The organism is Oceanibaculum indicum P24, assembly GCF_000299935.1.
GTDB lineage: Bacteria > Pseudomonadota > Alphaproteobacteria > Oceanibaculales > Oceanibaculaceae > Oceanibaculum > Oceanibaculum indicum.
Map to the genome: position 1 here is coordinate 233,267 of NZ_AMRL01000001.1, position 26,073 is coordinate 259,339.

General features: G+C 66.4%; 17 protein-coding genes and 1 tRNA gene. 7 read left to right on the top strand and 11 right to left on the bottom strand.

Features of this window, described 5'->3' with window-relative positions; translation table 11 throughout:
* Positions 1-7: 7 nt before the first annotated feature.
* Complete coding sequence (locus P24_RS01090) at positions 8-1,627, bottom strand: fumarate hydratase (protein ID WP_008942836.1); 1,620 nt, start codon at positions 1,625-1,627, stop codon at positions 8-10.
* A gap of 131 nt (positions 1,628-1,758) precedes the next feature.
* Positions 1,759-2,409: a cation transporter gene (locus P24_RS01095; RefSeq protein ID WP_008942837.1), complete on the bottom strand. Its 651-nt coding sequence runs from the start codon at positions 2,407-2,409 to the stop codon at positions 1,759-1,761.
* A gap of 83 nt (positions 2,410-2,492) precedes the next feature.
* Between P24_RS01095 and P24_RS01100 the strand changes: the two genes are divergently transcribed.
* Positions 2,493-2,936, top strand: a complete 444-nt coding sequence (locus P24_RS01100) for a MerR family transcriptional regulator (RefSeq protein WP_008942838.1) — start codon at positions 2,493-2,495, stop codon at positions 2,934-2,936.
* A gap of 1 nt (position 2,937) precedes the next feature.
* On the opposite strand, the gene P24_RS01105 is transcribed toward P24_RS01100, so the two are convergent.
* Positions 2,938-3,255 carry a hypothetical protein gene (locus P24_RS01105; RefSeq protein WP_008942839.1) on the bottom strand — a complete coding sequence of 106 codons (318 nt, stop codon included), beginning with the start codon at positions 3,253-3,255 and terminating at the stop codon, positions 2,938-2,940.
* Positions 3,256-3,545: 290 nt separating this feature from the next.
* On the opposite strand from P24_RS01105, the gene P24_RS01110 reads away from it, so the two are divergent.
* Positions 3,546-3,636, top strand: a tRNA-Ser gene (locus tag P24_RS01110).
* Between the two features lie 63 nt (positions 3,637-3,699).
* Here the strand turns inward: P24_RS01110 and P24_RS01115 are convergent.
* Entirely contained in the window at positions 3,700-4,596 is an 897-nt protein-coding gene (locus tag P24_RS01115; protein ID WP_008942840.1) for a LysR family transcriptional regulator, read from the bottom strand.
* Positions 4,597-4,694: 98 nt separating this feature from the next.
* Between P24_RS01115 and P24_RS01120 the strand changes: the two genes are divergently transcribed.
* Positions 4,695-6,242, top strand: a complete 1,548-nt coding sequence (locus tag P24_RS01120) for a proton-conducting transporter transmembrane domain-containing protein (protein WP_008942841.1) — start codon at positions 4,695-4,697, stop codon at positions 6,240-6,242.
* Between the two features lie 15 nt (positions 6,243-6,257).
* Positions 6,258-8,636, top strand: coding sequence for a YbcC family protein (locus P24_RS01125; protein ID WP_008942842.1), 2,379 nt, complete (start codon positions 6,258-6,260; stop codon positions 8,634-8,636).
* Here P24_RS01125 and P24_RS01130 read toward each other — a convergent pair.
* Positions 8,633-9,529 carry a hypothetical protein gene (locus P24_RS01130; RefSeq protein ID WP_008942843.1) on the bottom strand — a complete coding sequence of 299 codons (897 nt, stop codon included), beginning with the start codon at positions 9,527-9,529 and terminating at the stop codon, positions 8,633-8,635. The two genes, P24_RS01125 and P24_RS01130, sit on opposite strands and share 4 nt — an antisense overlap.
* 349 nt (positions 9,530-9,878) lie before the next feature.
* Between P24_RS01130 and P24_RS01135 the strand changes: the two genes are divergently transcribed.
* Entirely contained in the window at positions 9,879-12,104 is a 2,226-nt protein-coding gene (locus P24_RS01135; RefSeq protein ID WP_008942844.1) for a beta strand repeat-containing protein, read from the top strand.
* A 3-nt stretch (positions 12,105-12,107) separates the two neighbouring features.
* On the opposite strand, the gene P24_RS01140 is transcribed toward P24_RS01135, so the two are convergent.
* The 4 genes from P24_RS01140 to P24_RS01155 all read right to left on the bottom strand — a co-directional run bounded on the left by P24_RS01140 (position 12,108) and on the right by P24_RS01155 (position 16,933).
* Positions 12,108-12,719, bottom strand: a complete 612-nt coding sequence (locus P24_RS01140; protein WP_008942845.1) for a carbonic anhydrase — start codon at positions 12,717-12,719, stop codon at positions 12,108-12,110.
* A gap of 216 nt (positions 12,720-12,935) precedes the next feature.
* Positions 12,936-15,194: a TonB-dependent receptor gene (locus P24_RS01145; protein WP_008942846.1), complete on the bottom strand. Its 2,259-nt coding sequence runs from the start codon at positions 15,192-15,194 to the stop codon at positions 12,936-12,938.
* Between the two features lie 137 nt (positions 15,195-15,331).
* Positions 15,332-16,297: a FecR family protein gene (locus tag P24_RS01150; protein WP_008942847.1), complete on the bottom strand. Its 966-nt coding sequence runs from the start codon at positions 16,295-16,297 to the stop codon at positions 15,332-15,334.
* Between the two features lie 81 nt (positions 16,298-16,378).
* A complete protein-coding gene (locus P24_RS01155; RefSeq protein WP_008942848.1) occupies positions 16,379-16,933 on the bottom strand; it encodes a sigma-70 family RNA polymerase sigma factor in 555 nt (184 codons plus the stop codon).
* Between the two features lie 246 nt (positions 16,934-17,179).
* Between P24_RS01155 and P24_RS01160 the strand changes: the two genes are divergently transcribed.
* Entirely contained in the window at positions 17,180-20,350 is a 3,171-nt protein-coding gene (locus P24_RS01160) for a WD40/YVTN/BNR-like repeat-containing protein (RefSeq protein ID WP_040706049.1), read from the top strand.
* Between the two features lie 29 nt (positions 20,351-20,379).
* On the top strand, positions 20,380-21,570 hold the full coding sequence (locus tag P24_RS01165) for an MFS transporter (protein ID WP_008942850.1): 1,191 nt from the start codon (positions 20,380-20,382) through the stop codon (positions 21,568-21,570).
* Positions 21,571-21,600: 30 nt separating this feature from the next.
* Here the strand turns inward: P24_RS01165 and P24_RS01170 are convergent, their stop codons facing one another.
* Positions 21,601-24,801, bottom strand: coding sequence for an efflux RND transporter permease subunit (locus P24_RS01170; protein WP_008942851.1), 3,201 nt, complete (start codon positions 24,799-24,801; stop codon positions 21,601-21,603).
* Between the two features lie 39 nt (positions 24,802-24,840).
* Entirely contained in the window at positions 24,841-26,070 is a 1,230-nt protein-coding gene (locus P24_RS01175; RefSeq protein WP_008942852.1) for an efflux RND transporter periplasmic adaptor subunit, read from the bottom strand.
* Positions 26,071-26,073: the final 3 nt, after the last annotated feature.

The following is a 26,073-nucleotide window of genomic DNA, read 5'->3' on the forward strand; positions in this document are numbered from 1 at the left end:
TATCCCCCTACTCCGGCAGCAGGTCGGCGAAGAAGTCGTTGCCCTTGTCGTCCATGATGACGAAGGCCGGGAAATCGACCACCTCGATGCGCCAGACCGCCTCCATGCCCAGTTCCGGATATTCCAGCACCTCGACCTTGGTGATGCAGTCCTGCGCCAGCCGCGCAGCCGAACCGCCGATGGAGCCCAGATAGAAGCCGCCATAGGTCTTGCAGGCATTCTTCACCTGCGCCGAGCGGTTGCCCTTGGCCAGCGAGATGAAGCTGCCGCCATTCTTCATCATCACCTCGGCATAGGAGTCCATGCGCCCCGCCGTGGTCGGGCCGAAGGAGCCGGAGGCATAGCCTTCGGGCGTCTTGGACGGGCCGGCATAATAGACGATGTGCTGCTTGAAGTAATCCGGCAGCCCCTCGCCGCTGTCGATCCGCTCCTTCAGCTTGGCGTGGGCGATGTCGCGCGCCACGATCATCGGCCCAGAGAGCGACAGGCGGGTCTTGATGGGATACTGCGACAGCTGCTTGCGGATCTCGTCCATCGGCCGGTTCAGATCGACCTTCACCACATCGCCGCCGAGCTTGTCGTCGGTCACTTCCGGCAGGTACTTCTCCGGATGGCGCTCCAGCGCCTCCAGGAACACGCCTTCCTTGGTGATCTTGCCGACGGCCTGGCGGTCGGCCGAGCAGGAAACGCCAAGCCCGATCGGCACCGAGGCGCCGTGGCGCGGCAGGCGGATGACGCGCACATCATGGCAGAAATACTTGCCGCCGAACTGCGCGCCGATGCCCATCTGCCGGGTCATCTCCAGAATCTTCTGCTCCGCCTCCACATCGCGGAAGGCGTGGCCGGTCTCGCTGCCCTGGGTCGGCAGCCCGTCGAGATAACGCGCCGAGGCCAGCTTCACCGTCTTCAGGTTGATCTCCGCCGAGGTGCCGCCGATCACGATGGCCAGGTGGTAGGGCGGACAGGCCGCCGTGCCCAACGTCTTGATCTTCTCCTCCAGGAAGCCATAGAGCTTCTCCGGGTTCAGCACCGCCGGGGTCTGCTGGAACAGGAAGGCCTTGTTGGCCGACCCGCCGCCCTTGGCCATGAACAGGAACTTGTAAGCGTTGCCCTCGGTCGCATAGATCTCGATCTGCGCCGGCAGGTTGGAGCCGGTATTCTTCTCCTTGAACATGCTCAAGGGCGCCAACTGGCTGTAGCGCAGATTGGTCTCGGTATAGGTCTTGAACACGCCGCGCGCGATGGCTTGCTCGTCACCGCCGCCGGTCCAGATATTCTGGCCCTTCTTGCCCATCACGATGGCGGTGCCGGTGTCCTGGCACATCGGCAGCACGCCGCCGGCCGAGATGTTCGCTGTCTTCAGCAGGTCGAAGGCGACATATTTGTCGTTGGGCGAGGCCTCCGGATCGTCGAGGATCGCCTTCAGCTGCGCCAGATGGCCGGGGCGCAGCAGGTGGGAGATATCGCGGAAGGCCTGGTCAGTCAGCAGGGTGATCGCTTCCGGCGCGACCTTCACGATGTCGGCGCCGTCGAGCTTCACGGTGGAGACGAAATCGCTGGTGAGCTTGCGATAGGGGGTCTTGTCCTCCCCCAGCGGAAACATGTCCTGATAGACGAAATCGACCATGGGGCGCTGCCTCGATCTGCGGTTGCTGGGCCGCACAGCCACGCGGGCCGCCAGCCGGGCTTGTTCTGGATTCCGCCGAGACTGGTAGCAGGCGGCAGGCGCAAAATCCAGTACCCCCGACGACTTGGCACCTACCCGGCCTGCACCGCCGCGCTGCGCAGCTCGCCCCGCGCCTGCCGGATGATGCGGAAGGCGGAGTTCAGGAACAGCGCCGCCATCAGCGAGGCCACGATCAGGTCCGGCAGCGCGCTGCCGGTGCCGAACACGCCGACCGCCGCCAGCACCACCAGCACATTGCCGATGGCGTCGTTGCGCGTGCATTGCCAGACCGAGGCGACATTGGCGTCGCCATCGCGCCAGCGGAACAGCAGTACCGCGCTGATGACATTGGCGGCCAGCGCCAGCAGGCCGATGGCGCCCATGGTGATCGGCTCCGGCGGCGCCCCACTGTACAGCCGCCACAGCGCCATCCCCAGCACCGCCGTGCCGATGACGCCGAGGCTGCCGCCTTTCAGCAGGGCAACGCGGGCGCGTGTCTCCGCCGCCCGGCCGATCGCCCAGAAGGACAGGCCATAGGTCGCGGCATCCATCGCGAAATCCACCGAGTCGGCGTAAAGCGCCAACGACCCGGCGATAGCACCAGCCGCTACCTCCACCACGAACATCGCAGCGTTGATCGCCAGCACGATCAGCAGTACCCGGCGATAGGCCGGCGAGGCGCCATCAAAAGCCGAACCGTGATCGTGCCCATGATCATGTGAAGGGCCGCAGCAGCCACTCATCTTTCCATCCTCTTGCAGACAGGCAATCGCCTTCGCACATAAAGATGAGAGCTACAGTCGTTTGAGCTTCAAGAGGAAAAATCATGGCGAGCTACGGCATCCGCGATATGGCCCGCGAGGCCGGCTGCAACGAGCAGACGGTGCGCTGGTACGAGGAACAGGGGTTGCTGCCGCCCGTGCCCCGCACAGCAGGCGGCCAGCGCCGCTATGACGAGCGCCACCGCCGGCATCTCAACTTCCTGCGCCATGCGCGGGAGTTGGGCTTCTCGCTGGACTCGATCCGCGAGTTGCTGACGCTCTATCGCACGCCGGAGGAATCCTGCGCCGCCGCCGACCGGATCGCCGACCGGCATCTTGCCGATGTGCGGCACAAGATCGCCCGGCTGCAGGCGCTGGAGGCGGAGCTGGTGCGCATGGTGGCGGCCTGCGATGGCGGCAGCGTCGCAGACTGCCGGGTCATCGAAACACTGGCCGACCACAGCCACAGCCATTGCCTGGCGCCGAATCACCAGGCTGCGACTGTATAGCTTAGTAGAAAAGGGGCTTGCGGCGCTCCGGGCCGGGCCGGCACAGCAGCGCCAGCAGCACGCCGGGAACGGCGAGCACCACAAAGGCCGGCAGCAGCAGCACCGAGACGATGCCGGGGTCCCAGATCGATGGCGCCAGATAGCGCTGCACAACGGCCTGCATCAGGTTGAGGCTGCCAGGGTCGAGCTGGAACCAGAGCTGGCCCATCGGCCGGGGGGCGAACTGGCCGGAATCGAGGGCCGCCAGCGCATCGGCACCGAGCACGGCGACCGCGGCCAATATCAGCACCCACCCCAGGACTCGACCGAAGATACGCATGATTTCCCAATCGCGTAGGACCGGGGTAGTGTGCCGTTAACCCCCTGCTTCGGCAATGATTCATTACCGCACGGCCGTTCCCTTGACGGTTTCGTGACGGCCTGTGACCCGCACCGCCCAACTTCCATTGCATGCTGATATCCTGCCCGTACCGCATGCCCGCGCTGCCGGAAACGGAAGATTGTTTACGGCGTGCATCGGGCATTGCATCGGGCATTGCATCCGGGGGCGCTCTCGGCTAGGTTGCGGCGCTTCCAAACGGGGCCGCTCTGGCAGGCACCCGTCAGGCCGGAGGGATGGCCGAGTGGTTGAAGGCGCACGCCTGGAAAGTGTGTAAGGGTTAATAGCTCTTCGCGGGTTCGAATCCCGCTCCCTCCGCCAGTTTCTTGCTTGAAAAATCAGCAGCTTCTGATGCCGTTAGCGGCGGGGCTATCCACGTGCGGATCAGCTTCCCCCGTCCTGCTTCGGACCGAGCACTTCCGTGAGCAGCGGGTTGGGATAGCGGCGCTGTAGGGTGACGGCGAAAAAGGGTTCGCTGATGCCGTCCAGGCGGGCGGCCTCGACCAGGGTGCCCGCCGCCAGCTCGTCCCTAACGACAATGGGCGGGATGATGGCGAGGCCGGCATCGGCGCGCGCCAGCAGGCGGATCATCGCCATGTCATCCACCTCCGCGGCAAAGACCGGCGTCACACCCAGCCGTGACGCCAGCGCGTCAAAGGCGGCGCGCAGCCCCGTTTCCGGCGTCGGCACGATCAGCGGCTCCGACGCCAGCAAATCCTTCAAGGGGCGCGTGCACCTTTCGGCAGCAAGCCGCGCCGGGGTGCCGATCAGCCCGACGGGCTGCTCATCCAGCCGGTGCACCAGCCACGGGCTGGCAGCATCCCGCGCCGGGGCGAGGTTCGTCAGCACAACATCGAGCGACAGCCCCTCCAGCCCGCGCAGCAGCTGATCCTGCGCGCCCGAGCGCAGGATCACCTCGACATCAGCCCGCCCGATGAGGGGCTGCAGGAAGCGCAGCTGAAAATTGCGCGACAGGGTGGCAAGCGCCCCGATGCGCAGGGCGCGCCTCGCCCGCCCGGTCTCCCGCAGGGTCGCGGTCAGGTCGTCGGCCGTGCGGAAGATCGCCTCGGCATGATCGAGCGCGATGCGCCCGGCCTCCGTCAGCACAAGGCTACGGCCCCGGCGTTCGAAGAGATCCTGGCCCAGCGACGCCTCCAGCGCGCGCAGCTGTGTGGACAGCGCGGATTGCGACAGGTTCAGCGTCCGTGCAGCCCCGGTGAGGGTGCCATCGCTCGCAACCGCCCGGAACAGGCGGAGATGATGCAGGTTCAGATGCGCCATTGTTCGATATTATAGAACTAAATGGCACAATATATGTAATTTTCTGAATTAACAGCAAGCTGTACATGGCTCCCCATTCACCCTTCACGGAGCCAGCGATGACCAGCCTCCTCTCTACGGCCTTTCCGCTCACGGCCCTGGCGCCGCTGGTGCTCCTGGCGACGGCCCTGCCCTTTGCCTTCCGTTGCGGACGCCGCCCCGGGCGGCTGCCCCTGCTAGCCGAGGCGGCAAGCCTGGCGAGCCTGCTGCTGATACTGGGCGGTCTGGGGCAGCTGCTGGCCGACGGTCCGATAGAAGGGCTGGCGCTGGTCCGCCTCGATGCGATCAGCGTGACGCTGGCGCTTCTGGTCGCCTTCGTCGGCTGGGTCGTCATCCGCTATTCCCGCCGCTATCTCGATGGCGAGGCACGCGAGGGCCGGTTCCACGGGCTGGTGCTGGCCGCCATCGCGGCTGTCCTGCTGCTGGTGCAGGCCGCCAGCCTGTGGGTGCTGGCCGTATGCTTTATCGCTACCGGCCTCATCCTGCGTCAGCTGTTGCTGTTCTATCCGGAACGGGCGGAGGCACGGCGCGCCGCCGCCAAGTTCATCCGGGTCTGGAGCGCCGGCGATGCGGCGCTGGTGCTGGCGACGCTCCTGCTCTGGCTAAGCTTCGGCACGGCCGACATCGCCGTGCTGACGGCGGCCACCAACCTATCGACGCCTTCGGTCATCGCCGTGGGCCTGCTGGTGCTCGCGGCGGTGCTGAAGACGGCCGCCCTGCCGGTGCATGGCTGGCTGACCGAAGTGATGGAGGCACCGACGCCGGTTTCCGCGCTGCTGCATGCCGGCATCATCAATTCCGGCGGGGTGCTGCTGATCACCCTGTCCGGCCTGATGCAGGCCAGCCCCGGCGCGATGGCGGCGCTGGTGCTGATCGGCGGGGTCACTGCCCTGTTCGGGGCGCTGGTGATGTTGACGCAAAGCGCGGTGAAGACGGCGCTGGCCTGGTCCACCGTGGCGCAGATGGGCTTCATGCTGCTGCAATGCGGGCTGGGGCTCTGGCCGCTGGCGCTGCTGCATATCGTGGCGCATTCGCTGTACAAGGCGCATGCCTTCCTGTCCTCGGGCGGCGCGGTGCAGGCGGTGAATGCAATCCGCAAGCCCGGCCCGGTCGCCGTGCCGAATCTCGCGGCCGTCGCCCGGTCCTTCGCGCTGGCGCTGGTGCTGTATGTCGCGGTGGCGGCCGGGTTCACCCTGCTGCTGGGCGAGAAGTCGCCGCAGGCGCTGGCGCTTGGGGCGATGCTGATCTTCGGCGTGTCCTACCTGATCGCCCAGGGGCTGGCCGATGCCGCCCCCTGGTCGCTGACGCTGCGGACGGCCACCGCCTCGCTGGTAACCGCACTGGCCTATTTCGGCTTCCAGGTCGCCGCCCAGGCCGTGTGGGGGCCATGGCTGCCGCAAGCACCGGTCGCCGGGTCGCTGGAATGGGCGCTGATCGTGCTGGCGGTGCTGTCCTTCGGCCTTGTCGCCTTCGCGCAGGCGCTGTTCCCGCTCTGGGCGCATCACCCCTCGACCGCCGGGCTCCGGGTGCATCTGGCGAACGGGCTTTACCTGAATGCGCTTCTGGACCGCATGATCGGCGGCTTCCGGACCTCCAGCAACGCCTGAACCGGGAGAGTTCCGATGTTCCTGAAGCATCACCAGATCGCCCCCTCGCGGGCCGCGCAGCTCCTTGGGGCTGCCGAGGCGGCGGCACGCGCCATCCCGCCGGCCTTTCCGCTGGATGCGACCGTGGCGGTGAACCCCTTTCTCGGCCAGACGGGCGAGGATCTGGGGCAGGCCTCGGCCCGGCTCGCCCGCACCGCCGGGATCAGCCTGACCCAGCCGCGCGCGGAACTGGCCCAGAAGGTGACGGCGGGCGAGATCACCGACGCAGACCTTTCGGCTGCGCTGGCCGCCTGCCCGGCGCCCGCGAAGCCGCGCGACCTGGCGGCGCTGAAGGCGGCGATGCGGGAGGCGGCCCCTGCCCCCGAGGCACTGCCGACCGTGGCGATGCTGGCCGCCCGTGCGACCGGAACCGACTGGCCCGCGATCATCGCCCGCAGCATCGGGCTCTGGGCGGCTGGCCATTTCGACCGGGGGCAGGCGCTCTGGTCGCCGCGTCCGGGCCATGGTGCCTTCGCCGCCTGGCGGGAATGGGCGACCCATGACCTGACGCCGGAGATTGCCGGGCTGGAAGGCTTCTGCGCCCATGTGGCCGAGGCGCCCGACAGCGCCGACCGGGCCATCCTGCGGGCCGCCGAGCGGCTGGACCTGCCGGCGGAAGCGGCGGAGACGGCCTTCCACCGGCTGCTGCTCGATCTGGGCGGCTGGCCCCAGCATGCGCGCTGGCTGCTGTGGCAGGCCGAGTTGAAGGGCGGCACCGACACCACCCTGACCGACCTGCTGGCGATCCGGCTGGTCTGGGAAGAAGCGCTGCTGGCCCAAATTCCGGCGGTCGCCACCGACTGGCAGGCGACCGTGACGGCGCATGCCGCGCCACTGGTTCCGGCGCCGGATCAGCTGCTGGACGCCATCCTGCAGGACGCCGCCGAGCGCGCGCATCAGCGCCGGCTTGCCGGGCTGCTCTCCGGCCCGACGGCACAGCCGGGGCGCGCCACGCTGCAGGCGGCCTTCTGCATCGATGTCCGCTCCGAAATCATCCGCCGGGCGCTGGAAAGCCAGGATCAGGGGATCGAGACACTGGGTTTCGCCGGCTTCTTCGGCCTGCCGGTCGCGCATCGGCCGGAAGGGACGGATGAGGCGCAGGCCCATCTGCCGGCCCTGCTGAACCCGGCGCTGACGACGACCAGCCATGGCGACACGCAGCAGGAAACGGCAACGCGGATCGCGGCACGCGCGCGGCGGGCCTGGGGTCGGTTCCGGCAGGCGGCAGTCTCCTCCTTCGCCTTCGTCGAGGCGGCGGGCCCGGCCTATGGCGGCAAGCTGATCCGCGATGCGCTGGGGCTGGGCGGACAGCCCACCTCCCCGCAGCGGCTGCCACGGTTCGAGGATGGGCTGACGGCAGCGCAGAAGGCGCAGACGGCCGCCGCTGTTCTGCGCGCGATGAGCCTGACCGAAGACCATGCAAGGCTGGTGCTGCTGGTCGGCCACGGCGCCACTGTGACCAACAATCCGCACCAGAGCGCCTATCATTGCGGTGCCTGCAGCGGCCAGACCGGCGAGGTTTCCGCGCGCCTGCTCGCCGCCTTGCTGAATGACCCGGAGACCAGGGCCAGCCTGCCCGCGCTGGGGATTACGCTGCCGCAGGACACTTTGTTCGTCGCCGGCCTGCACGACACGGTGACGGACAGCGTCACGCTGTACCGCGACAGCGAGGCGCCCGGCCATGCGGACCTCCTGAAGCAGGCGGAAGCCTGGCTCGCCGCCGCCGGACGGCAGGCCCGGGCCGAGCGTGCCCTGCGGCTGCCCGGTGCTGCCGGCGAAAACCTTGCCGGTCGCGCGGCGGACTGGGCCGAGGTACGGCCGGAATGGGGCCTTGCCGGCTGCGGCGCCTTCATCGCCGCGCCCCGGACCGTGACGGCGGGGCGTGACCTTGAAGGCCGGGCCTTCCTGCACAGCTATGACTGGCGGCAGGACAGGGGCTTCGCGACGCTGGAACTGATCCTGACCGCGCCGGTCGTGGTGGCCAGCTGGATCAGCCTGCAATATTACGGCTCGACCGTCGCGCCAGAGACCTTCGGCGGCGGCAACAAGCTGATCCACAATGTCGTCAGCGGCATCGGTGTCGTCGAGGGCAATGGCGGGCTGCTGCGCCCCGGGCTGCCGGTCCAGACCGTGCATGATGGCGAGAAGCCCGCGCATGAGGCGCTGCGCCTGTCAGTGCTGGTCGAGGCACCCGCCGAGGCGATCACCGACATCCTGCGCCGGCATGACGGGGTACGGCAGCTGTTCGACAATGGCTGGCTGCACCTGCTGGCGCTGGAGGACGGCCGGATCACGAGACGCTATCGCCCCGGCCTCACCTGGGAGGCTTTTGCGGGCCAGCCGGCGCGGCCTTAGGCCTGCGAATAGGCGCTGGCGATCAGCGGCGCCAGTTCGGACGGCGTCACGTTGATCAAGCCGGGCTCACCGGCATTCAGGAATACATGCGCCTTCGCGCCGAAGATCGCCGCCTGCTCAGCGGCAAGCCCGGCAGTCAGGGCCATGCCCCCTATCGCTTCCGGACTGTTGGGATGATAGCCGCTGACCTCCCGCAGCGTATCGAAGGGCACGGCATCGGCGCGCAGGGCGATCAGCTTGCAGGAAGACGGGCGCATTTCCAGATCCTGGACCGCCGCACCGCTCAGGATGCCATAGAGCATGCGGGCAGGCGCCGGCGGAATCTGCAGGCAAAAATCGATGAAAATCTCGTCCTCTTCATTGATGGCCGTGACCCGCACGCTGCGGCCAATCCGCTGCATGGCCCCGGTGACCGCCAGACGGCCAGCCGGCAGATATTCCTCATAATGCACGCCGATCCCCTGCGTGGCATCTGGGGTCAAGGTCAGAATGCCCGCCAACAGGCAATCGCGCCGGCCAGGCGCCCAGGCCCTGGCAATCGCCAGGAAACGGCCCGCCAGATAGGTCGGCAGACGCAAAGCGACGCCTAGGGCCGCAGGCGCCACCTCCGCCGGCAATGGCCCCCGCCGGGCCTCTATCAGGGCGCGGAACTCGCCGATGGTGCTGTTCCGAACCGCCTCGCCGGGCACATCCAGATCCAGCAACCGGGCAATATCCTCGAACACCGACATGTCGCGCGGACTGGAGCGCCCCTGCAGCCATTTGTAGGCGCGTTGCGGATCGTAGCCGGTGTGCGGATTCAGCGCCTTGAAACGGGCATACATTTCCTTCTGGGTCGCGCAGCCGGTGACGATCTGAATCAGGCGAAGCTTCTGCGGAAAATCGATGCTCATCAGGCTTTGGCGTTGCGGGCAAGGCGCTGGCGGAACCAGCGAAACGGCAATTTCCAATTTCCATTCATTGGAAGATCAAACTTGCGGCTCATGAAGCAGAATTCAAGCGCAACCCGCCAATCGCCTTTCAGGGATAATACATAATTTGCGAAATCGCCCAGAATGAAAGGCGATTCGCATCATTTGAATATCAGACAGAAAAATCAAATTAGACGGAAATTACAGATAGGCATCATTCGGCAGATTGGAATTTTCGTCTTTTTTGGAAGTCGGGTTTCCTTATCGGGTTTCCTCCCCCATGGGTTCCGCAACCGCGCACTTAGAGCTGCGTCCAAGGAGAGGCGGAATCATGGCAGTTGTGACTGTTAGCAATGATCAGACCGGCACAAACGGTGCCAATGGGTCGAGTTTTACCGGTACAGTAGGCAACGCCGGTGCCGACGGTGACGATTCGCTCTCTATCGCGTCTAATTCCCTTCTGATTACGAGCGCTGGTGCGCGCAGCGGCGGCGATGGCGGCAATGGCCGCGGGCTGGTTGCCGGCGATGCAAAGAGCAACATCAGCACCACCTCGGGCATCAATGGCAATGTCACCGATCTAACCACCCTTGCCGACATCAACAACGGCGACAGCTTCCAAATCACCATCGATGGCGTCGTGAAGACGATCACGATCAATACCGGTGACAACCTTTTGGACGTCGCCGCCAAGATCAAGGTCGAATTCACGAACATCGCCGCCAGCGCCACGACGACCGGCACCAACGACACGCTGACCATCGGCCAGGACACCAGTGTCATCGAAACCATCACTTTGGCGGACGTCACTGATACGCCGCTGTCGGCGCTGGGCTTTGTCAGTCTGCCCGGCACTATCACGCCCCTGTTCGAGGATGGCGGCGCCGGCGGTGATGGAGGGGATGGGATACAATCGAGTACAGCCAACTCCACTATCGAGAATCAAGGCACAGTCCGCGGCGGCGATGGCGGCAATGGCGGCGGCACATTGTTTCGCGACGGCACTGGTGGAGCCGGCGGCAATGGCGGTGTGGGGTTAAACTGCGTCCCAGGCCACTCCTCGACTCCAATCACCAATTCCGGCACGATCCAGGGTGGGGCCGGTGGCGAAGGGGGAAGCGGCGGCGTCGATGGTGATGACGGCGCGCATGGCACGGGCGGCGCCGGCATCATCTGCGCCGGCCAGGCCTTGACCAACAGCGGTACGATCATCGGCGGGCTGGGTGGTGACGGCACGACCCGCGCCAACGCCATCGAATTCACCGACGGCGTCAACAAGCTGACACTGGAATCCGGCTCGGTCATCACCGGCAATATCGCCAATGCCGGCACGCTGCAACTCTCCAGCGCTATCGCCATGACGATGGCAAATGTATTCACCGGCACCGGCTCGCTATACAAAATCGGCACCGGCACGCTGACGCTGAGCGGCGCCAACACCTATACCGGCACGACGATGATCTCGGCCGGCACGCTGGCGGTGACGGGATCGCTGGCCGCCGGCTCCGCCGTCACCGTGGCATCCGGCGGCACGCTGGGCGGTACCGGCATGGTGGCTGGCACCGTCACCGTACAGAGCGGCGGCACCATCGCGGCGGGCAGCAGCCCCGGCACGCTGAAGACCGGCGACCTGACCCTGCTGGCCGGCGGCACCGCCAGCTTCGAGCTGGATGGCACCACCGCCGGTACCCAGCATGACCAGATCGACGTCACCGGCACGGTCGATCTCGGCGGCGCCACCCTGTCGCTCGATCTAGGCTACACACCGACTGACGGCGACAGCTATATCATCATCGAGAATGACGGGGTGGATGTCGTCACCGGTACCTTCTCCGGCCTCGCCGAAGGCGCCAGCCTGTCCTCCGGCGGCTACAGCTTCAAGATCAGCTATGCTGGCGGCGACGGCAATGATGTGGTGCTGACGGCCAGTGCTATTGCTGTCCCGCCGCCGCCCCCGCCGCCGCCCGATCCCGACAAGGTGACCATCCATAACGGGCCGGAGCCGATCGAACTGATTGGCGGCGGCGGCGCTGACATCCTGACCGGCAATATCGGCAATGACACGATCAGCGGCGGCGCCGGCAACGACATCCTTTCCGGCCGCGGTGGCAACGACATCATCGATATGAGCGGCGGCGGCGACAACTGGGCGCAGGGCAATGAGGGCAGCGACACCATCATCGGCGGCCAGGGCAGCGACACGATCCGCGGCGGCAAAGGTCACGATTCCATCGCCGGCGGCGGTGGCGACGATGTGCTCTATTCCGGCATGGGCAACGACACGCTGACCGGCGGTGCCGGCGCGGACAAATTCTTCCTGAAGGGTTTCAACCCGGCCTTCCCGAATGCCGTGCTGACGCCCACCATCACAGACTTTGAGCAGGGCGTGGATGTGCTGGCGGTGGAGAATGCGACACTGGCGGAGCTGGAGGCCGCCATCGCCAGCCAGACGGTGACCGATGCCGGCGTGGTGCTGACCGTCGCTGGTGCGACCATCACCCTGCTCGGCATCAGCCAGCTCACCGCCGCCGATATCGACGCCGGCTTCTATGGATAGGCGCTAGGGTCGCTCCGCCCCGGCTGGGCCGGTCACGGTGACATCGAGATCGCGCACCAGCCCGTCCGACAGGCCATAGATCCAGCCATGGATGGCAAGGTCCTGGCCACGCTCCCAGGCATCGCGCACGGTGACGGTCGCCGCGACATTGCCGACCTGGCGGATGACATTGTACTCGCACAGCGCGTTCGCCCGGTCATCGGGGTTGCCGATGGCCTCCAGCCGCTCGGCATGCTGGCGCTGTACCTCGCGCACCGGCTCCAGCCAGTGATCGACGATGCCGTGCTTCTCGCGCTTCAGCGTGGCCCGGATGCCGCCGCAGCCATAATGGCCGCAGACGATGATGTGGCGCACCTTCAGCGCATTCACCGCAAAGGCCAGCACCGACAGGAAGTTGATGTCGGTCGGGATCGCCAGATTGGCGATGTTGCGATGCACGAACAGCTCGCCCGGGTCCAGCCCGACGATCTCGTTCGCCGGCACCCGGCTGTCGGCGCAGCCGATCCACAGGAACTCCGGCGATTGCTGCGCGGCCAGCCGGCGGAAATAGTCGGGATCGCCCTTCTGCCGGTTGACCGACCAGGCGAGGTTGTTCTGGATCAGCCGGCCGATCACAGCCCCTGCTCCCCGCCGGGCGTGTGAACGGCTTTGTCGGAGTCGATAGGCACCAGCACCTCACGGGCAACGCAAGCACATACCGGCAGCATGCGGCCAGCCGGTCAATGAGGCTGCACCCTACCCGCTGGCACGGAGGGCACGCCAGCATGAATTGCCCGCTGCCGCCGCCACTGGAAACACTCCTGTCGCGGCGGCAGGCAGTTTGTCAGGCCCTCAGAAGGTCAGCTTGGCCTTCACCAGGAAGGACCGGCCCGGCTCATAGAGCGGGACGACATTGCCGAATTCCTGGCCATAGGTGGCGCGGTCGGCATAGGTCTCGTCGAAGATGTTGTTCGCCTCCGCCCGCAAGGTCAGATACTGCATCGAGGGCGGGGTGTACTGGGCGTAGAGACCGACCGCCTCATAGCTGTCGAGCGGTCGCAGACCGGCGGCCTCCGGATCGTTATTCTTCAGCGCCGCGTCCAGCGTGCCGCCAACCATCAGCCCGATGGACTGGAAGCTGTGCGCCACCTCCAGCGCGAAGATCTGCCCGACCGGCGTGCCGAGATACTGGCCGAGATCGGAATCGCCGGGCTCGCCGTTGATCTCGAAATCCGTGTCGGTATAGGTCAGCCGCGCGAAGCCAGGGCCCCAATTGTAGCCGACCGAGAGGTTATAGCCCTCGGTCTCGAAATCGGCGGTCAGTGCTGCCCCGCCGCCATAGCTCTCATTGCGGGCATTGTCGAAGTCGCTTCGGAAGATACCGGCCCCGAAGGTGAAGCCTTTATAGTGGGTCTCGAAGCCGAGATTGACGTTCTCGGAGCGCACCGCCTCGATGCCGCCGGTATAGGTCCAGTTCTCGTTCAGGATGAAGTTCTCGGCCAGCGCCACGCCGCCGAACACGCGGGAATATCCTGCCTTCAGCGTCAGCCAGTCGGTGGCGTCATAGGCCGCCGAGGCATTGCCGCTGAGCCCGTCATTATCGGTCGTGCTGCCGTCCACGCCCTCGAACTCATGGCGGTCGGCCCGCGCGCCGAAGGACAGGCGCAGCCGGTCGATGGGGGTCAGCCGGGCCTGCGCATAGGCGCCGACATTGGTGGCGGCCTCGCGGATCGTCACTGTCGGGTCGCTGTATTCCGCCTCGTCATCGTAGAAATCCACACCAACGGTCACGGTGTTGCCAGGGCTGAGGTTGAAGTCGTTCTCCACCTTGCCGGACAGGCTGCTGGTCACGCCGGCACTGCCATAGGGGGTGGGTACGCCCAGCTCGGTGCGACCGAAGCCGAGGACTACCTTCGGGTCGAACAGCCCATCGGCGTGCGGGGTGGAATAGTTGAACACGAAGTTCTGGCGCTTCAAATCATAGACGCGAACGCCCTCATTGCGGTTGGTCAGCCGGCCGATATTGGCGCGGAACGGGCGCACCGCCTCGTCATGCACCTGCTCGGCCGAAACCTCGAAACGGTGGCCGGACTCGCTCTCATAGCCCAGCTTGCCCAGCACGCTCTGCAGGCCGGCACCGGTTCCCTCAACGGAGTTGCCGTCGCCATCCTTGTAGTTGCTGCCATCGGCATCCTTGTAGAAGCCCAGCACCTCGAACCCTTCATGCCGCGCATAGGCAGAGCCGCTGAAGGCCAGCATGTCGCCATTGGTGTTGTATTCTGTACCGACGAAACCACCGACCGACTGGCCCGGCTTCAGCAGGTCACCGGCATCCACCGTCTCGTAAACAATCGAGCCGCCCAGCGCGCCCGGCCCGGCATCGGCTGGAGCGACGCCCGGATCGACGCGCGCCAACTTCAGCAGCGCCGGGTCGATCAAATTGGTGCCATTATGGTGGAACACCTTATTGTTCTGCCGGGCGCCGTCAATGCTGACCGCGAGGTTGGTTTCCTCAACGCCCTGGACATAAACCTTCTGGCTCATCGGCTGGCCGCCGCCGACCGATACGCTGGCCTCGCCGGCGAAGACCTGCTTCATCGAGCCAGGATTACGGCGTTCCAGCTCTTCCCGGCCGATGGTGATGGAATTGGCGCGGTCCGCGGCCCCGGCATGGGGGTCCGCCGAGGCCGCGCCCTCGACCACCACAGGGGAAAGCATGGTGGCGGAAGAGCTGCTCTCCGGCTGCGCCAGGATCACCGCCCCGCTGGTGGTCATGCGGTAGCCAAGTGCAGTACCGGCCAGCAGCCGCTGCAGCGCCGCCTCCGCCGTCATGGTGCCGCTGACGCCCTTTGTCGCGGCGCCGCGCACCACATCGCCATGGGCCGATACCTGGATGCCGGCCTGCTGGCCGAAGGCGGGCAACGCCTGCGCCAGCGGCTGGGCCGGAATGTCGAAACGGCGCTGTTCGACCTGGGCGACCGCCCCTGATGTCTGCGCCTGTGAAGCACCCGGTACCGCCAGCGCCATGCCGATGGCCGTGCTGAACGCCAGCGCCGCCAGCAGTGCCGCCCGTCCCGTCGAATTGTTCCTTGCCCGGATATGACCCGTCATCGCCTTCGCTCCCCCATGAACAGCGGAAAAGCGCCGATCCGCCCCCTTTGCGAATACGACGCAATGTTAGTTTCTGACTTAAGGACGATGGCGCGCGGACCGCTGTTCAGAAAAAACTGCAGAGGTCCGGATTTTTATCAGCTTCCGGAGATAATTGTGATCCAGGGGGACAGCCGGTACAGGCGTGCACCCTGCGCCTCGGCGATGGCCGCGAAGGCGGCGTCCGGGTCGGTCAGGCTGTACACGCCGGTCAGCGGCTGCCGGGCGAGGCCATCCCCACGCAGGATGACGACGCCCTTATAATAGGGGCGCAGTTCCGCCACCGCCTCTGCCACCGGCATGTCGCGGGCGATCAGCCGCCCGTCCCGCCAGGCCGCGACTTCCTGCGGATTCATCCGGCCCTGCGCGCGCTTGCCGTCCGGTCCGACGCGTACCCAGCCGCCTGCCGTCAGCACCGCCGTCTCGGCGGCATCGGTGACGCTGACTTTGCCCTCCCGCACGGCGACGCCGATGACATCCCGCATATCGCGGACCTCGAAGGCGGTGCCGAGCACCTTCGCCTCGACCCCGCCGGCCAACACCCGGAAGGGATGCGCCGGGTCCGGCGTCACCTCGAAAAAGGCCTGTCCGGCAAGCAGCGTGACAATGCGCCGGCCGCCCGTGAAATCGAGCGCGACCGCACTTTCCGGCGCCAGCTGGGCTCGGCTGCCATCGGCCAGCGTCAGCGTCGTGACCTGACCGCGCGGGCTGATGTGATCGGCATTCAGCCGCAGCGCGGCATCGGGCAGAAGGATGACCGCAAGGCAGGCCGCCATCGCCGCCGCCATGAGGGCCAGCGCCCGGCGGCGCTGGGGAAAGGAAACGATTTTGCCCCCAGTGGCAACTGGCGCGGCCTCTTCGGGGGTGCCTCCCCTCCCCGACCACGCCGCGCGGTGCCGGGGCGTGGCGAGGCCCATCACTGCGTGGGTATGAGCGATTTCCTCCCAGTCGCGGGCATGGGCAGGATCGGCGGCCAGCCAGCGCTCGAAATCGGCGTGCAGCGCCTCATCTTCAGGCGCATCCAGCAACGCGACCATCCAGTCGCTGGCCTTCGACGGCTGCATCCGATCCTCCCTGGCTGGCGCCGTCATTCCGGCGCGGCGGCTATCCTGCTGAGTCATAGACGTTCCAGCCCACGGCACCGTTCAGTCATTGCCATTTGGATCTTGCTGGCGGGCTTTCGGATAAAGCCGGGCGCGGCAATGCTCCAGCCCATCGGTGACCAGGCTGTGCGCGAGGCCGACAGAGATATCGAGGCGAGCCGCAATCTCCCGCAGGCTGCAACCACCGAAGCGATGCATCTCCAGCGCGGTGCGCGTGCGCTCCGGCAGTTCGGCCATCGCCTGCATGACGAGCCTAAGTTCGCCGCGCGCGCCCACGACCGTTTCCGGCGACGGGCTGTCCGCGCCAAGCTGCCCCATGCTCTCCTCAGGATCGGGCGCCTGCCGGTCGCGCTCCCGGCTCAGCCGGCGGCGGAAATCGAGGGAGAGGTTGCGCACGATCCGGTACAGATAGGCCAGCGGCTCACTCACTCCCTGCCCGCCGGCTTCCTGCTCCGCCGGCGCGGCATCGAAGCGCAGGAAGGCCTCCTGCACGACATCCTCGGCCTGGGCGCGGTCGCCGACGATCCTGCTGGCATAGTTCAGCAGCGCACCGCGATGCGCCAGGAACAGATCCAGCCTGTCCGGATTGCCAGCCAAAAGACGATTTCCCCTGCGCGTGCCATCATGCATTGCACTTCAATGCGAGTGATTATCACTTCCTTGACGCCACGCCAATCCATTCCCCGCCTCAAGCCCAGCAACGCAGATCAGCCATCCGGGCCAGCGGTCCCACCCCCGCTTGCATTTGCAATTCCAACCGCGCAAGGATTGCAACAAAGCCTCAAACATCGTCTCGACTCTTCATTCGATAATCAGCGACACAATCAGCGACGGGGAACAGGAATGGCTCACGATACGGGGGCGGCGTCCGGAATGCTGGATGCCATGAAGTGGCGTTGCATCGGTCCGTCCAGGGGCGGGCGCGTGGTTGCGGTGGCAGGCGATGCCAACGACCCGATGACCTTCTATTTCGGGGCCTGCGCCGGTGGCGTCTGGAAGACCGTGGATGCCGGCGTCTATTGGCGCTGTGTCACCGACGGCTTCCTGTCCAGCGCCACCATCGGCGCGCTGGCCGTCGCGCGGTCGGATTCCAACGTCGTCTATGCCGGCACCGGCGAGACCACGATCCGCATCGACGTCTCCTATGGCGACGGTCTCTACCGCTCCACCGATGCCGGACGCAGCTGGCGCCATATGGGCCTTGCCGGCACCCGCCATATCGGCCGCATCTGCGTGCATCCGAGCGACCCCAACCTGCTCTATGTCGCGGCGCTGGGCGATGCCTTCGGCGCCAATGAGGATCGCGGCGTCTATCGCTCGCGCGATGGCGGCGAGAGCTGGGAGAAGATTCTGTATCGCGGCCCCGATGCCGGTGCGGTCGATCTGTCGATGGATCCGAACAATCCGCGCATCCTGTTCGCCTGTTTCTGGCAGGCGCGGCGCAGCTTCTGGAACCTGACCAGCGGCGGGCCGGGCAGCGGGCTGTTCCGTTCCTTCGATGGCGGCGACAGCTGGGAGGAAGTGACCGAGAAATCCGGTTTCCCCGGCGGGTTGCTGGGCAAGGTCGGCGTCTCCGTCTCGGCGGCGAAGGCCGGGCGGGTCTATGCCCTGGTCGAAGCCGAAGGCAGCAAGACCGGCCTCTACCGGACCGACGATTACGGCAGCACCTGGACGCAGGTCAGCCGCAACCGCGACCTGATGCACCGGCCCTGGTACTACACCCATGTGTTCGCCGATCCCGGCCATGCCGACACGCTCTATGTGACCAATTTCCAGATGTGGAAATCGACCGATGGCGGGCAGAACTTTACGGAAGTGACCACGCCGCACGGCGACAATCACGATCTGTGGATCGACCCCGCCAACCCGAAGCGGATGATCGAGGGCAATGACGGCGGCGCCTGCGTTTCCTTCAATGGCGGCGACAGCTGGTCGTCGATCTACAACCAGCTGACCGCCCAGTTCTACCGGCTGGATGTCGATAACCAGTACCCCTACCGCGTTTATGGCACGCAGCAGGACAATACCTCCATCTCGGTGCCCAGCGCCTCGGAATGGGGCGTCATCACGCTGGCTGACTGCAGCTATCCGGGCACCGGCGAAAGCGGCTTCATCGCCGTGCACCCCGAGGATGCCAACATCGTCTATATCGGCGCCATCGGCTCCAGCCCCGGCGGCAGCGGCGCGCTGCAGCGCTATGACCACCGCACGCGGCAGATGCAGCTGATCAATGTCTGGCCGGAGGAATCGACAGGCATCGCGCCGAAGGACATGCGCTACCGCTTTGCCTGGACCTACCCGATCCTGTTCTCGCCGCACGACAGCGGCACGCTCTATGCCGGCGGCAACCATGTGTTCCGCACCCGCGACGAGGGCATGAGCTGGGAGGAGATTTCCCCCGACCTCAGCCGCAACGATCCGTCGAAGCAGGATTATTCCGGCGGCCCGCTGACCCGCGACAGCGCCGGTGCCGAGACCTATGCGACCTGCGCCAGCCTGTACGAATCGAAGCACCGCAAGGGCGAGATCTGGGCCTCTACCGATGACGGCCTCGTGCATGTCACGCGCGACGATGGCAAGAACTGGCAGAATGTGACGCCAAAGGAGATGCCGGAGCTGGCCTATGTCGGCAGTGTCGAGGTGTCGGAGCTGGATGCCGACACGATCTATGTCTCGGCAACCTGCTACAAGCTGGCCGACTACAAGCCCTACCTGTTCCGCTCCAACGATGGCGGCAAGAGCTGGAAGAAGATCACCGGCGACCTGCCCGATGGCGAGATCACCCGCGTCCTGCGGGCCGACCCGGTGCGTGCCGGGCTGCTCTATACCGGCACCGAGACCGGCATCTTCTACAGCCTGGACGATGGCGCGCACTGGACCCGCATGGGCGGCGGCTTCCCGGTCGTGCCGGTGTACGACATCAAGGTGAAGAACGGCGATCTGGTGGTCGCCACGCATGGCCGGTCCTTCTGGATCCTGGACGATGTGACTCCGCTGCGGAAGCTGCCAGCCCAGCCGAAGGGCGCGCAGCTTTTCGCGCCGCGTCCGTCGATCCGCAGCAAGCTGGTGTGGAGTGCCGGCCGCCATGGCCGCGACGGCATCAGCTACGGCCCGGCCTTCGGCATTTCCGGCAGCACCGAGAATGTGACGCTGCCCGACGGCACGAAGCAGCGCCTGCATCTGGATGTCGGCGAGAATCCGCCGCAGGGCGCCATCGTCTATTACTGGCTGGACAAGGATGCGGACGGACCGGTGCGGCTCAGCTTCCGCGATGCCAAGGGAGCGGAGATCGCCAGCTTCGCCAGCGACGACAAGGATGCCGACCCGGCGCGCAAGCCCGGCACGAAGGCGGGCCTGAACCGCTTCATCTGGGACATGAAGTACCCGGCGGCGGTGAAGATCGACGATGCGCTGCGCGGACAGGCGGTGAAGCCGCTGGCCGGCAATGGCGAGCCGCCGGCCGGCCCGCCGGTGGTGCCGGGCAGCTACAGCGTCACGCTGGAAGCTGCCGGCAAGACGCAGAGCGAAAGCTTCACCATCGAGAAGGACCCGCGCGTCAGCACCAAGCCGGCAGATTTCGCCGCGCAGTTCGACCTGCACAAGCAGCTGCATGACTGCCTGTCGCGGCTGAATGGCACGGTGAACCGCATCCGCCTGCTGAAACGCCAGGCCACCGACATCAAAGGCCGCGCCAATGGCAGCGGGCTGGCGGACCAGGCGGCCGGGCTGATCGGCAAGCTGGAAGCCATCGAAGGCGTGCTGGTCGATATCAGGCGGGAAGGCTCGCGCGACGTGCTGCGCAACCCGGCCGGCCTCGACGATACGCTGGTCGATCTCATCAATGTCGTGGCCATCGCCGATGCCGCGCCCACCAAGCAGGCCCGCGAGGTCTCGGAAGAGATCATCGGCAAGGTCGATGCCGAACTGGCAAAGCTCGACGCGCTGGTGAAGGGTGATGTGGCGGCGGTGAATGCGGCGGCGCAGAAAGCCGGCATCGCGCACCTATCGGCCTGAGGCACGGCGGGGAAGGAACCGGACAGGCCATGCTGAGACAGCCGGCGAGCTTCTGGCGCCTGTTCGGTGCCGACTTCATCCTGCGCACCGCCTATCAGATGGGCAAGACGCCGGTGCTGCCGCTGTTCGCAGCGGCCATCGGCGCCGGGCAGATGCTGATCGGCAGCATCGTGGCGGTGTCCACGGTAACCGGCATGCTGCTGAAGCCTATGATCGGCGCCCTGTCGGACCGCTGGGGCCGCCGGCTGTGGCTGTGGCTGGCGCTGGCGGTGTTCGCCGGCACGCCCTTCCTCTACCAGTTCGTGACGACGCCGGACGAGCTGCTGGTGCTGCGGCTGTTCCACGGCACCGCGACTGCCATCTTCGGGCCGGTCACGCTGGCCTACATCATCGAGATGGGGCGGGAGGAACGGGCCACCCGGCTCGGCTGGTTCGAGATGGCGCGGTCGGGCGGCTATTTCTTCGCGCCCGCCATCACCGGCTGGCTGCTGACCATCATGCCGCCGGAGCAGGTGTTCACCATCATCGGCGCGCTCAGCTGCCTTGCCTTCATTCCCGTCGCCTTCATGACGCATACGGACACGCCACTACAGGCGCAGCGGGAACATCGGCCCAGCCTGTGGCGGCAGCTCGCCACCGGCTTCAGCCATGCCGCCAGCCGCATTGAGCTGTGGTTCGCCAGCTGCCTTGAGGTGACGGTCTATTGCGTGACCTACGGGCTGAAGGCCTTCCTGCCGATCTTCGCGGTGCAGGAGGCAGGATTCAGCGTGCTGGCCGCCGGCCTGTTCTTCACCGTGCAGGAGGCCGCGCACATGCTGACCCGGCCCATCGGCGGGCGGCTGGGCGACCGGCGCGGCTACCTGCCGGCGATCTCCGGCGGCATGGCGGTGCTGGGGGCCGCCCTGCTGCTGCTGCCGACAACGACGACCGGGGCGGAGCTGGTCACCGTCGCGGTGCTGAGCGGCATCGCCCAGGGGCTGATCTTCCCCTCCACCGTGGCGCTGGTCGGCAACGCGGTCTCCGCCAGCCATACCGGCCTTGGGCTCGGCATGTACGGTACGATGAAGAATCTGGGCAAGGTGATCGGCCCGATTGCGACCGGCGCCATGCTGGAGCTGCTGTCCTACGGCACCGTGTTCCGGGCGCTGGCTGGCTTCATCCTGGCGGTGGCGCTGTTCGTGCTGCTGACCCACCGCCAGCGTCAGCGCGTGTATGAGTAATCCGGGGCGCTAGCCGGCCCCGGATTAATCTCAGACAGTCTGATCGGACGGCGGCAGGCTGTGCCCTGGCCCGGCCACCGGGCCGCAGACATGCTTCAGCGGACGGTTGCCCGCCAGACGGCGCAGCAGCACATAGAACACCGGCGTCAGGAAGATGCCGAAGAAGGTCACGCCGATCATGCCGGAGAACACGGCGATGCCCATGGCCTGGCGCATCTCCGCCCCCGCGCCGCTGGAAATCACCAGCGGCACCACGCCCATGATGAAGGCCAGCGAGGTCATCAGGATCGGCCGCAGGCGCAGCCGGCTGGCCTCGATGGCGGCCTCCACCGGCTTCATGCCGGACAGTTCCAGCTCGCGGGCAAACTCCACGATCAGGATGGCGTTCTTCGCCGACAGCCCGACCAGCACGATCAATCCGATCTGCGTGAAGACGTTGTTGTCGCCGCCGCTGATCCACACGCCCGCCATCGCCGCCAGCAGCCCCATCGGCACGATCAGGATGATGGCGATGGGCAGGGTCAGGCTCTCGTACTGCGCGGCCAGCACCAGGAACACCAGCAGGATGGCCAGCGGGAAGACCAGGATGGCGGAATTGCCAGCCAGGATTTCCTGATAGGTCAGCTCCGTCCATTCATAGGCCATGCCCGGCGGCAGCGTCTCGGCGGCGATCCGGTCGATGGCGGCCTGCGCCTCGCCGGTGGAATAGCCGGGCGCGGCCCCGCCATTCACATCCGCTGACAGGAAGCCGTTATAGCGCATGGCGCGTTCCGGCCCCGCCGCCTCCTTCACCCGCAGCACGGCGGACAACGGCACCATCTCGCCATTGCTGGAGCGGACCTGCAGCCGGCCGATATCCTCGGCCCGCGCACGATATTCCGCATCAGCCTGCACACGGACCGAATAGGTACGGCCGAACTTGTTGAAATCATTCACATAGAGCGACCCCAGATAGATCTGCAGCGTCTCGAACACATCGGTCACGGAGACGCCCAGCTGGCGGGCTCGCGTGCGGTCGATATCGGCATAGAGCTGCGGCACATTCACCTGATAGCTGGAGAAGATGCCGGCCAGCTCCGGCGTCTGGTAGGCGCGGGCGACGAAGGCCTTGGTCGCCTGGTCCAGCGCGGCATAGCCCTGGCCGGTGCGGTCCTCCAGCTGCAGCTTGAAGCCGCCGATGGTGCCAAGCCCCTGCACCGGCGGCGGCGGGAACATGGCGATGAACGCCTCCTCGATGCCGGCGAACTTCTGGTTCAGCTGCATGGCGATGGCGTTGCCGCCCAGCGCCGGGTCCTTGCGCAGGTGGAAATCGTCCAGCCCGACGAACACGATGCCGGAATTGGAACTGTTGGTGAAACCGTTGATCGACAGGCCGGGAAAGGCAATGGCGTCGCGCACGCCCGGCTGCTGCAGGGCGATTTCACCCATCTGCCGGATCACCTCTTCCGTGCGGTCCAGCGTGGCGCCGTCGGGCAGCTGCGCGAAGCCCACCAGATACTGCTTGTCCTGGCCCGGCACGAAACCGCCCGGCACGCTCCTGAACAGGCCGACGGTCAATCCGACCAGCAGCAGATAGACTGCCATCATCAGCGTCTTGCGCGAGATCACGCCGCGCAGACCGTTGCCATAGGCGTTGGAGCCGCGGTTGAAGGCCCGGTTGAAGCCCCGGAACAGCCAGCCGAACAGCTTGTCCATGCCGCGGCTCAGCGCATCCTTCGGCGCGTGGTGCGACTTCAGCAGCAGCGCCGCCAGCGCCGGCGACAGCGTCAGCGAGTTGATCGCCGAGATGATGGTGGAGATCGAGATGGTCAGCGCGAACTGCTTGTAGAACTGGCCGGTCAGGCCGGTGATGAAGGCCAGCGGCACGAACACCGCCACCAGCACCAGCGCAATGGCGATGATCGGGCCGGACACTTCGCGCATCGCGCGGTAGGTCGCCTCGATCGGGGTCAGCCCCTCCTCGATGTTGCGCTCGACATTCTCCACCACGACGATGGCGTCATCGACCACGATGCCGATGGCCAGCACCAGCCCGAACAGAGTCAGCGCGTTGATCGAGAAGCCGAACACATACATCACCGCGAAGGTGCCGACGATGGAGACCGGCACCGCCAGCAGCGGGATGATCGAGGCGCGCCAGGTCTGCAGGAACAGGATCACCACCAGCACCACCAGCACGATGGCTTCCAGCAGCGTCATCACCACCGCGTCGATGGAGGCGCGCACGAACTGCGTGGTGTCATAGACGATCTGGTATTCCACGCCTTCCGGCATGTTCTGCTGGATTTCGTCCATCACCACGCGGACCTGGTCGGAGATCTCGATGGCGTTGGAACCGGGCGACTGGAACACCGGCACGGCGACCGCCGGCTTGTTGTTCAGGAGCGAGCGCAGCGCATATTCCGCCGCGCCCATCTCGACCCGGGCGATGTCCTTCAGCCGGGTCACCTGCCCGTCCGCGCCGGACTTCACGATGATCTCGCCGAATTCCTCCTCGGTTTCCAGGCGGCCCTGTGCGTTCACCGAAAGCTGCAAATCGATGCCCGGCACGCTGGGCGACGCGCCCACCACGCCGGCGGCGGCCTGCACGTTCTGCGCGCGGATCTCGTTCACCACATCGCTGGCCGACAGGCCCAGCTCCGCCACCTTGTCGGGGTCGAGCCAGATGCGCATGGAATAGTCGCCGGAGCCGAACAGCTGCACATCGCCGACACCGTCGATACGCGCCAGCCGGTCCTTCACATTGAGGACGGCATAGTTGCGCAGATAGGTCATGTCATAGCGGTCATTCGGCGACAGCAGATGCACGACCATCATCAGGTCAGGTGAGCTTTTCACCGTGGTGATGCCAAGGCGGCGTACCTCCTCCGGCAGGCGCGGCTCGGCCTGTGAGACGCGGTTCTGCACCAGCTGCTGCGCCTTGTCCGGGTCGGTGCCCAGCTTGAAGGTGACGGTCAGCGTCATCAGCCCGTCGGTGGTCGCCTGGCTGCTCATATAGAGCATGTCCTCGACGCCGTTGATCGCCTCCTCGATGGGGGTGGCCACCGTCTCGGCGATGACGCGCGGATTGGCGCCCGGATAATTGGCACGCACCACGATCTGCGGCGGCACCACCTCGGGATATTCCGACACCGGCATGGAGCGCAGCGCGATCAGGCCGGCCACAAAGATCAGGACCGACAGAACGCCCGCGAAAATGGGACGGTCGATGAAGAATTTGGAGATATTCATGAAAACAGACTCCGCCCCGCAGCCCGGCTGACGCAGCGCTTAGCGCTGCGCCACCGATGTGCTGCCGGCAGGCTTGGAAGGATTGTACATGCTGACCATCTGCGGGGCGACGACCGCGCCCGGCCGCACCCGATGCAGGCCGTTCACGACGATGCGCTCGCCGGCTTCCAGCCCGGAGGTGACGACGCGCAGCCCGTCCTCGGTGGAGGCACCCAGCGCCACCTCGCGATAGCCCACCTTGTTCTCACCATCGACCACCAGCACGAACTTCTTGTCCTGGTCGGTACCGATGGCCCGTTCGGAGATCACCAGCAGCGAATCGGCCTTGGCCTCGCCCATGCGCAGCCGCACGAACTGGCCCGGCATCAGCAGCCCCTGGGAATTGTCGAACTGGGCCCGCACGCGCACCGTGCCGCTGCGGGCATCGACGGCATTGTCGATCAGCTGCAGCTGGCCGGTATGGTCGGTGCCGCCGCTGCCAATGGTGCCCATCTGCACGGGAATGCGATCGATGGCGCCTGGCGTGCCCTGGGCGGCCAGATCGTGCAGCGACGCGCTGACGATCCGCTCATTCACGTCGAAGCCGGCATAGATCGGATCGACCGACACCAGATTGGTCAGCACCGGCGCGCCGGGACCGGCGGCCACGAGGTTGCCGACGGTGATCTCCAGCTTGCCGACGCGGCCGGAGACCGGCGCCTTGATCTCGGTATAGCCGAGATTGAGCTGGGCCGCCTGCAGCCCGGCCTGGGCGGCGCGCAGGTTGGCCACCGCCTCGGTATAGGCGCTGACCCGCTGATCGACGACGCTCTGCGAGATCGTGCCGCGGTTGGACTGCTGGAGCTGCTGCGCGCGGTCACGCTCCTTGCGGGCGAAGGAGACGCGGGTTTCCGCCGCCGCCACCTCGGCCTGCAGCCGGGCGACCTCCGCCTTGTAGGGATCGGGATCGATGATGATGAGCAGGTCGCCCTTGCGGACCAGCCCGCCCTCGCGGAAATGCACCGACTGCACCGCGCCAGACACGCGCGAGCGGATATCCACCCGCTCAACCGCTTCCAGCCGGCCGGAGAATTCATTCCACAGGCCGGTCTCGCGGCGCTCCACCGTCGCCACGGAGACAGGAACGGCGCTGGGGGCCTGCGCCGCCGGGGCCGGCGTATCGTCGGCCAGCACGGCATGCCAGCCTTGCGTGAGAAAGAGGCCGCCACCGGCTGCGGTGACGCCAAGGACGAGCGCGGCGCCCAGAAGGCGCCGTAAGGCCTTGTTCATATG

Coding starts and splice junctions, on each gene's coding strand:
- P24_RS01120 (WP_008942841.1), top strand. CDS start 4,695: ATGACCAGCCTCCTCTCTACGGCCTTTCCGCTCACGGCCCTGGCGCCG.
- P24_RS01090 (WP_008942836.1), bottom strand. CDS start 1,627: ATGGTCGATTTCGTCTATCAGGACATGTTTCCGCTGGGGGAGGACAAG.
- P24_RS01130 (WP_008942843.1), bottom strand. CDS start 9,529: ATGAGCATCGATTTTCCGCAGAAGCTTCGCCTGATTCAGATCGTCACC.
- P24_RS01145 (WP_008942846.1), bottom strand. CDS start 15,194: ATGACGGGTCATATCCGGGCAAGGAACAATTCGACGGGACGGGCGGCA.
- P24_RS01115 (WP_008942840.1), bottom strand. CDS start 4,596: ATGGCGCATCTGAACCTGCATCATCTCCGCCTGTTCCGGGCGGTTGCG.
- P24_RS01095 (WP_008942837.1), bottom strand. CDS start 2,409: ATGAGTGGCTGCTGCGGCCCTTCACATGATCATGGGCACGATCACGGT.
- P24_RS01105 (WP_008942839.1), bottom strand. CDS start 3,255: ATGCGTATCTTCGGTCGAGTCCTGGGGTGGGTGCTGATATTGGCCGCG.
- P24_RS01175 (WP_008942852.1), bottom strand. CDS start 26,070: ATGAACAAGGCCTTACGGCGCCTTCTGGGCGCCGCGCTCGTCCTTGGC.
- P24_RS01100 (WP_008942838.1), top strand. CDS start 2,493: ATGGCGAGCTACGGCATCCGCGATATGGCCCGCGAGGCCGGCTGCAAC.
- P24_RS01135 (WP_008942844.1), top strand. CDS start 9,879: ATGGCAGTTGTGACTGTTAGCAATGATCAGACCGGCACAAACGGTGCC.
- P24_RS01160 (WP_040706049.1), top strand. CDS start 17,180: ATGGCTCACGATACGGGGGCGGCGTCCGGAATGCTGGATGCCATGAAG.
- P24_RS01170 (WP_008942851.1), bottom strand. CDS start 24,801: ATGAATATCTCCAAATTCTTCATCGACCGTCCCATTTTCGCGGGCGTT.
- P24_RS01125 (WP_008942842.1), top strand. CDS start 6,258: ATGTTCCTGAAGCATCACCAGATCGCCCCCTCGCGGGCCGCGCAGCTC.
- P24_RS01165 (WP_008942850.1), top strand. CDS start 20,380: ATGCTGAGACAGCCGGCGAGCTTCTGGCGCCTGTTCGGTGCCGACTTC.
- P24_RS01150 (WP_008942847.1), bottom strand. CDS start 16,297: ATGCAGCCGTCGAAGGCCAGCGACTGGATGGTCGCGTTGCTGGATGCG.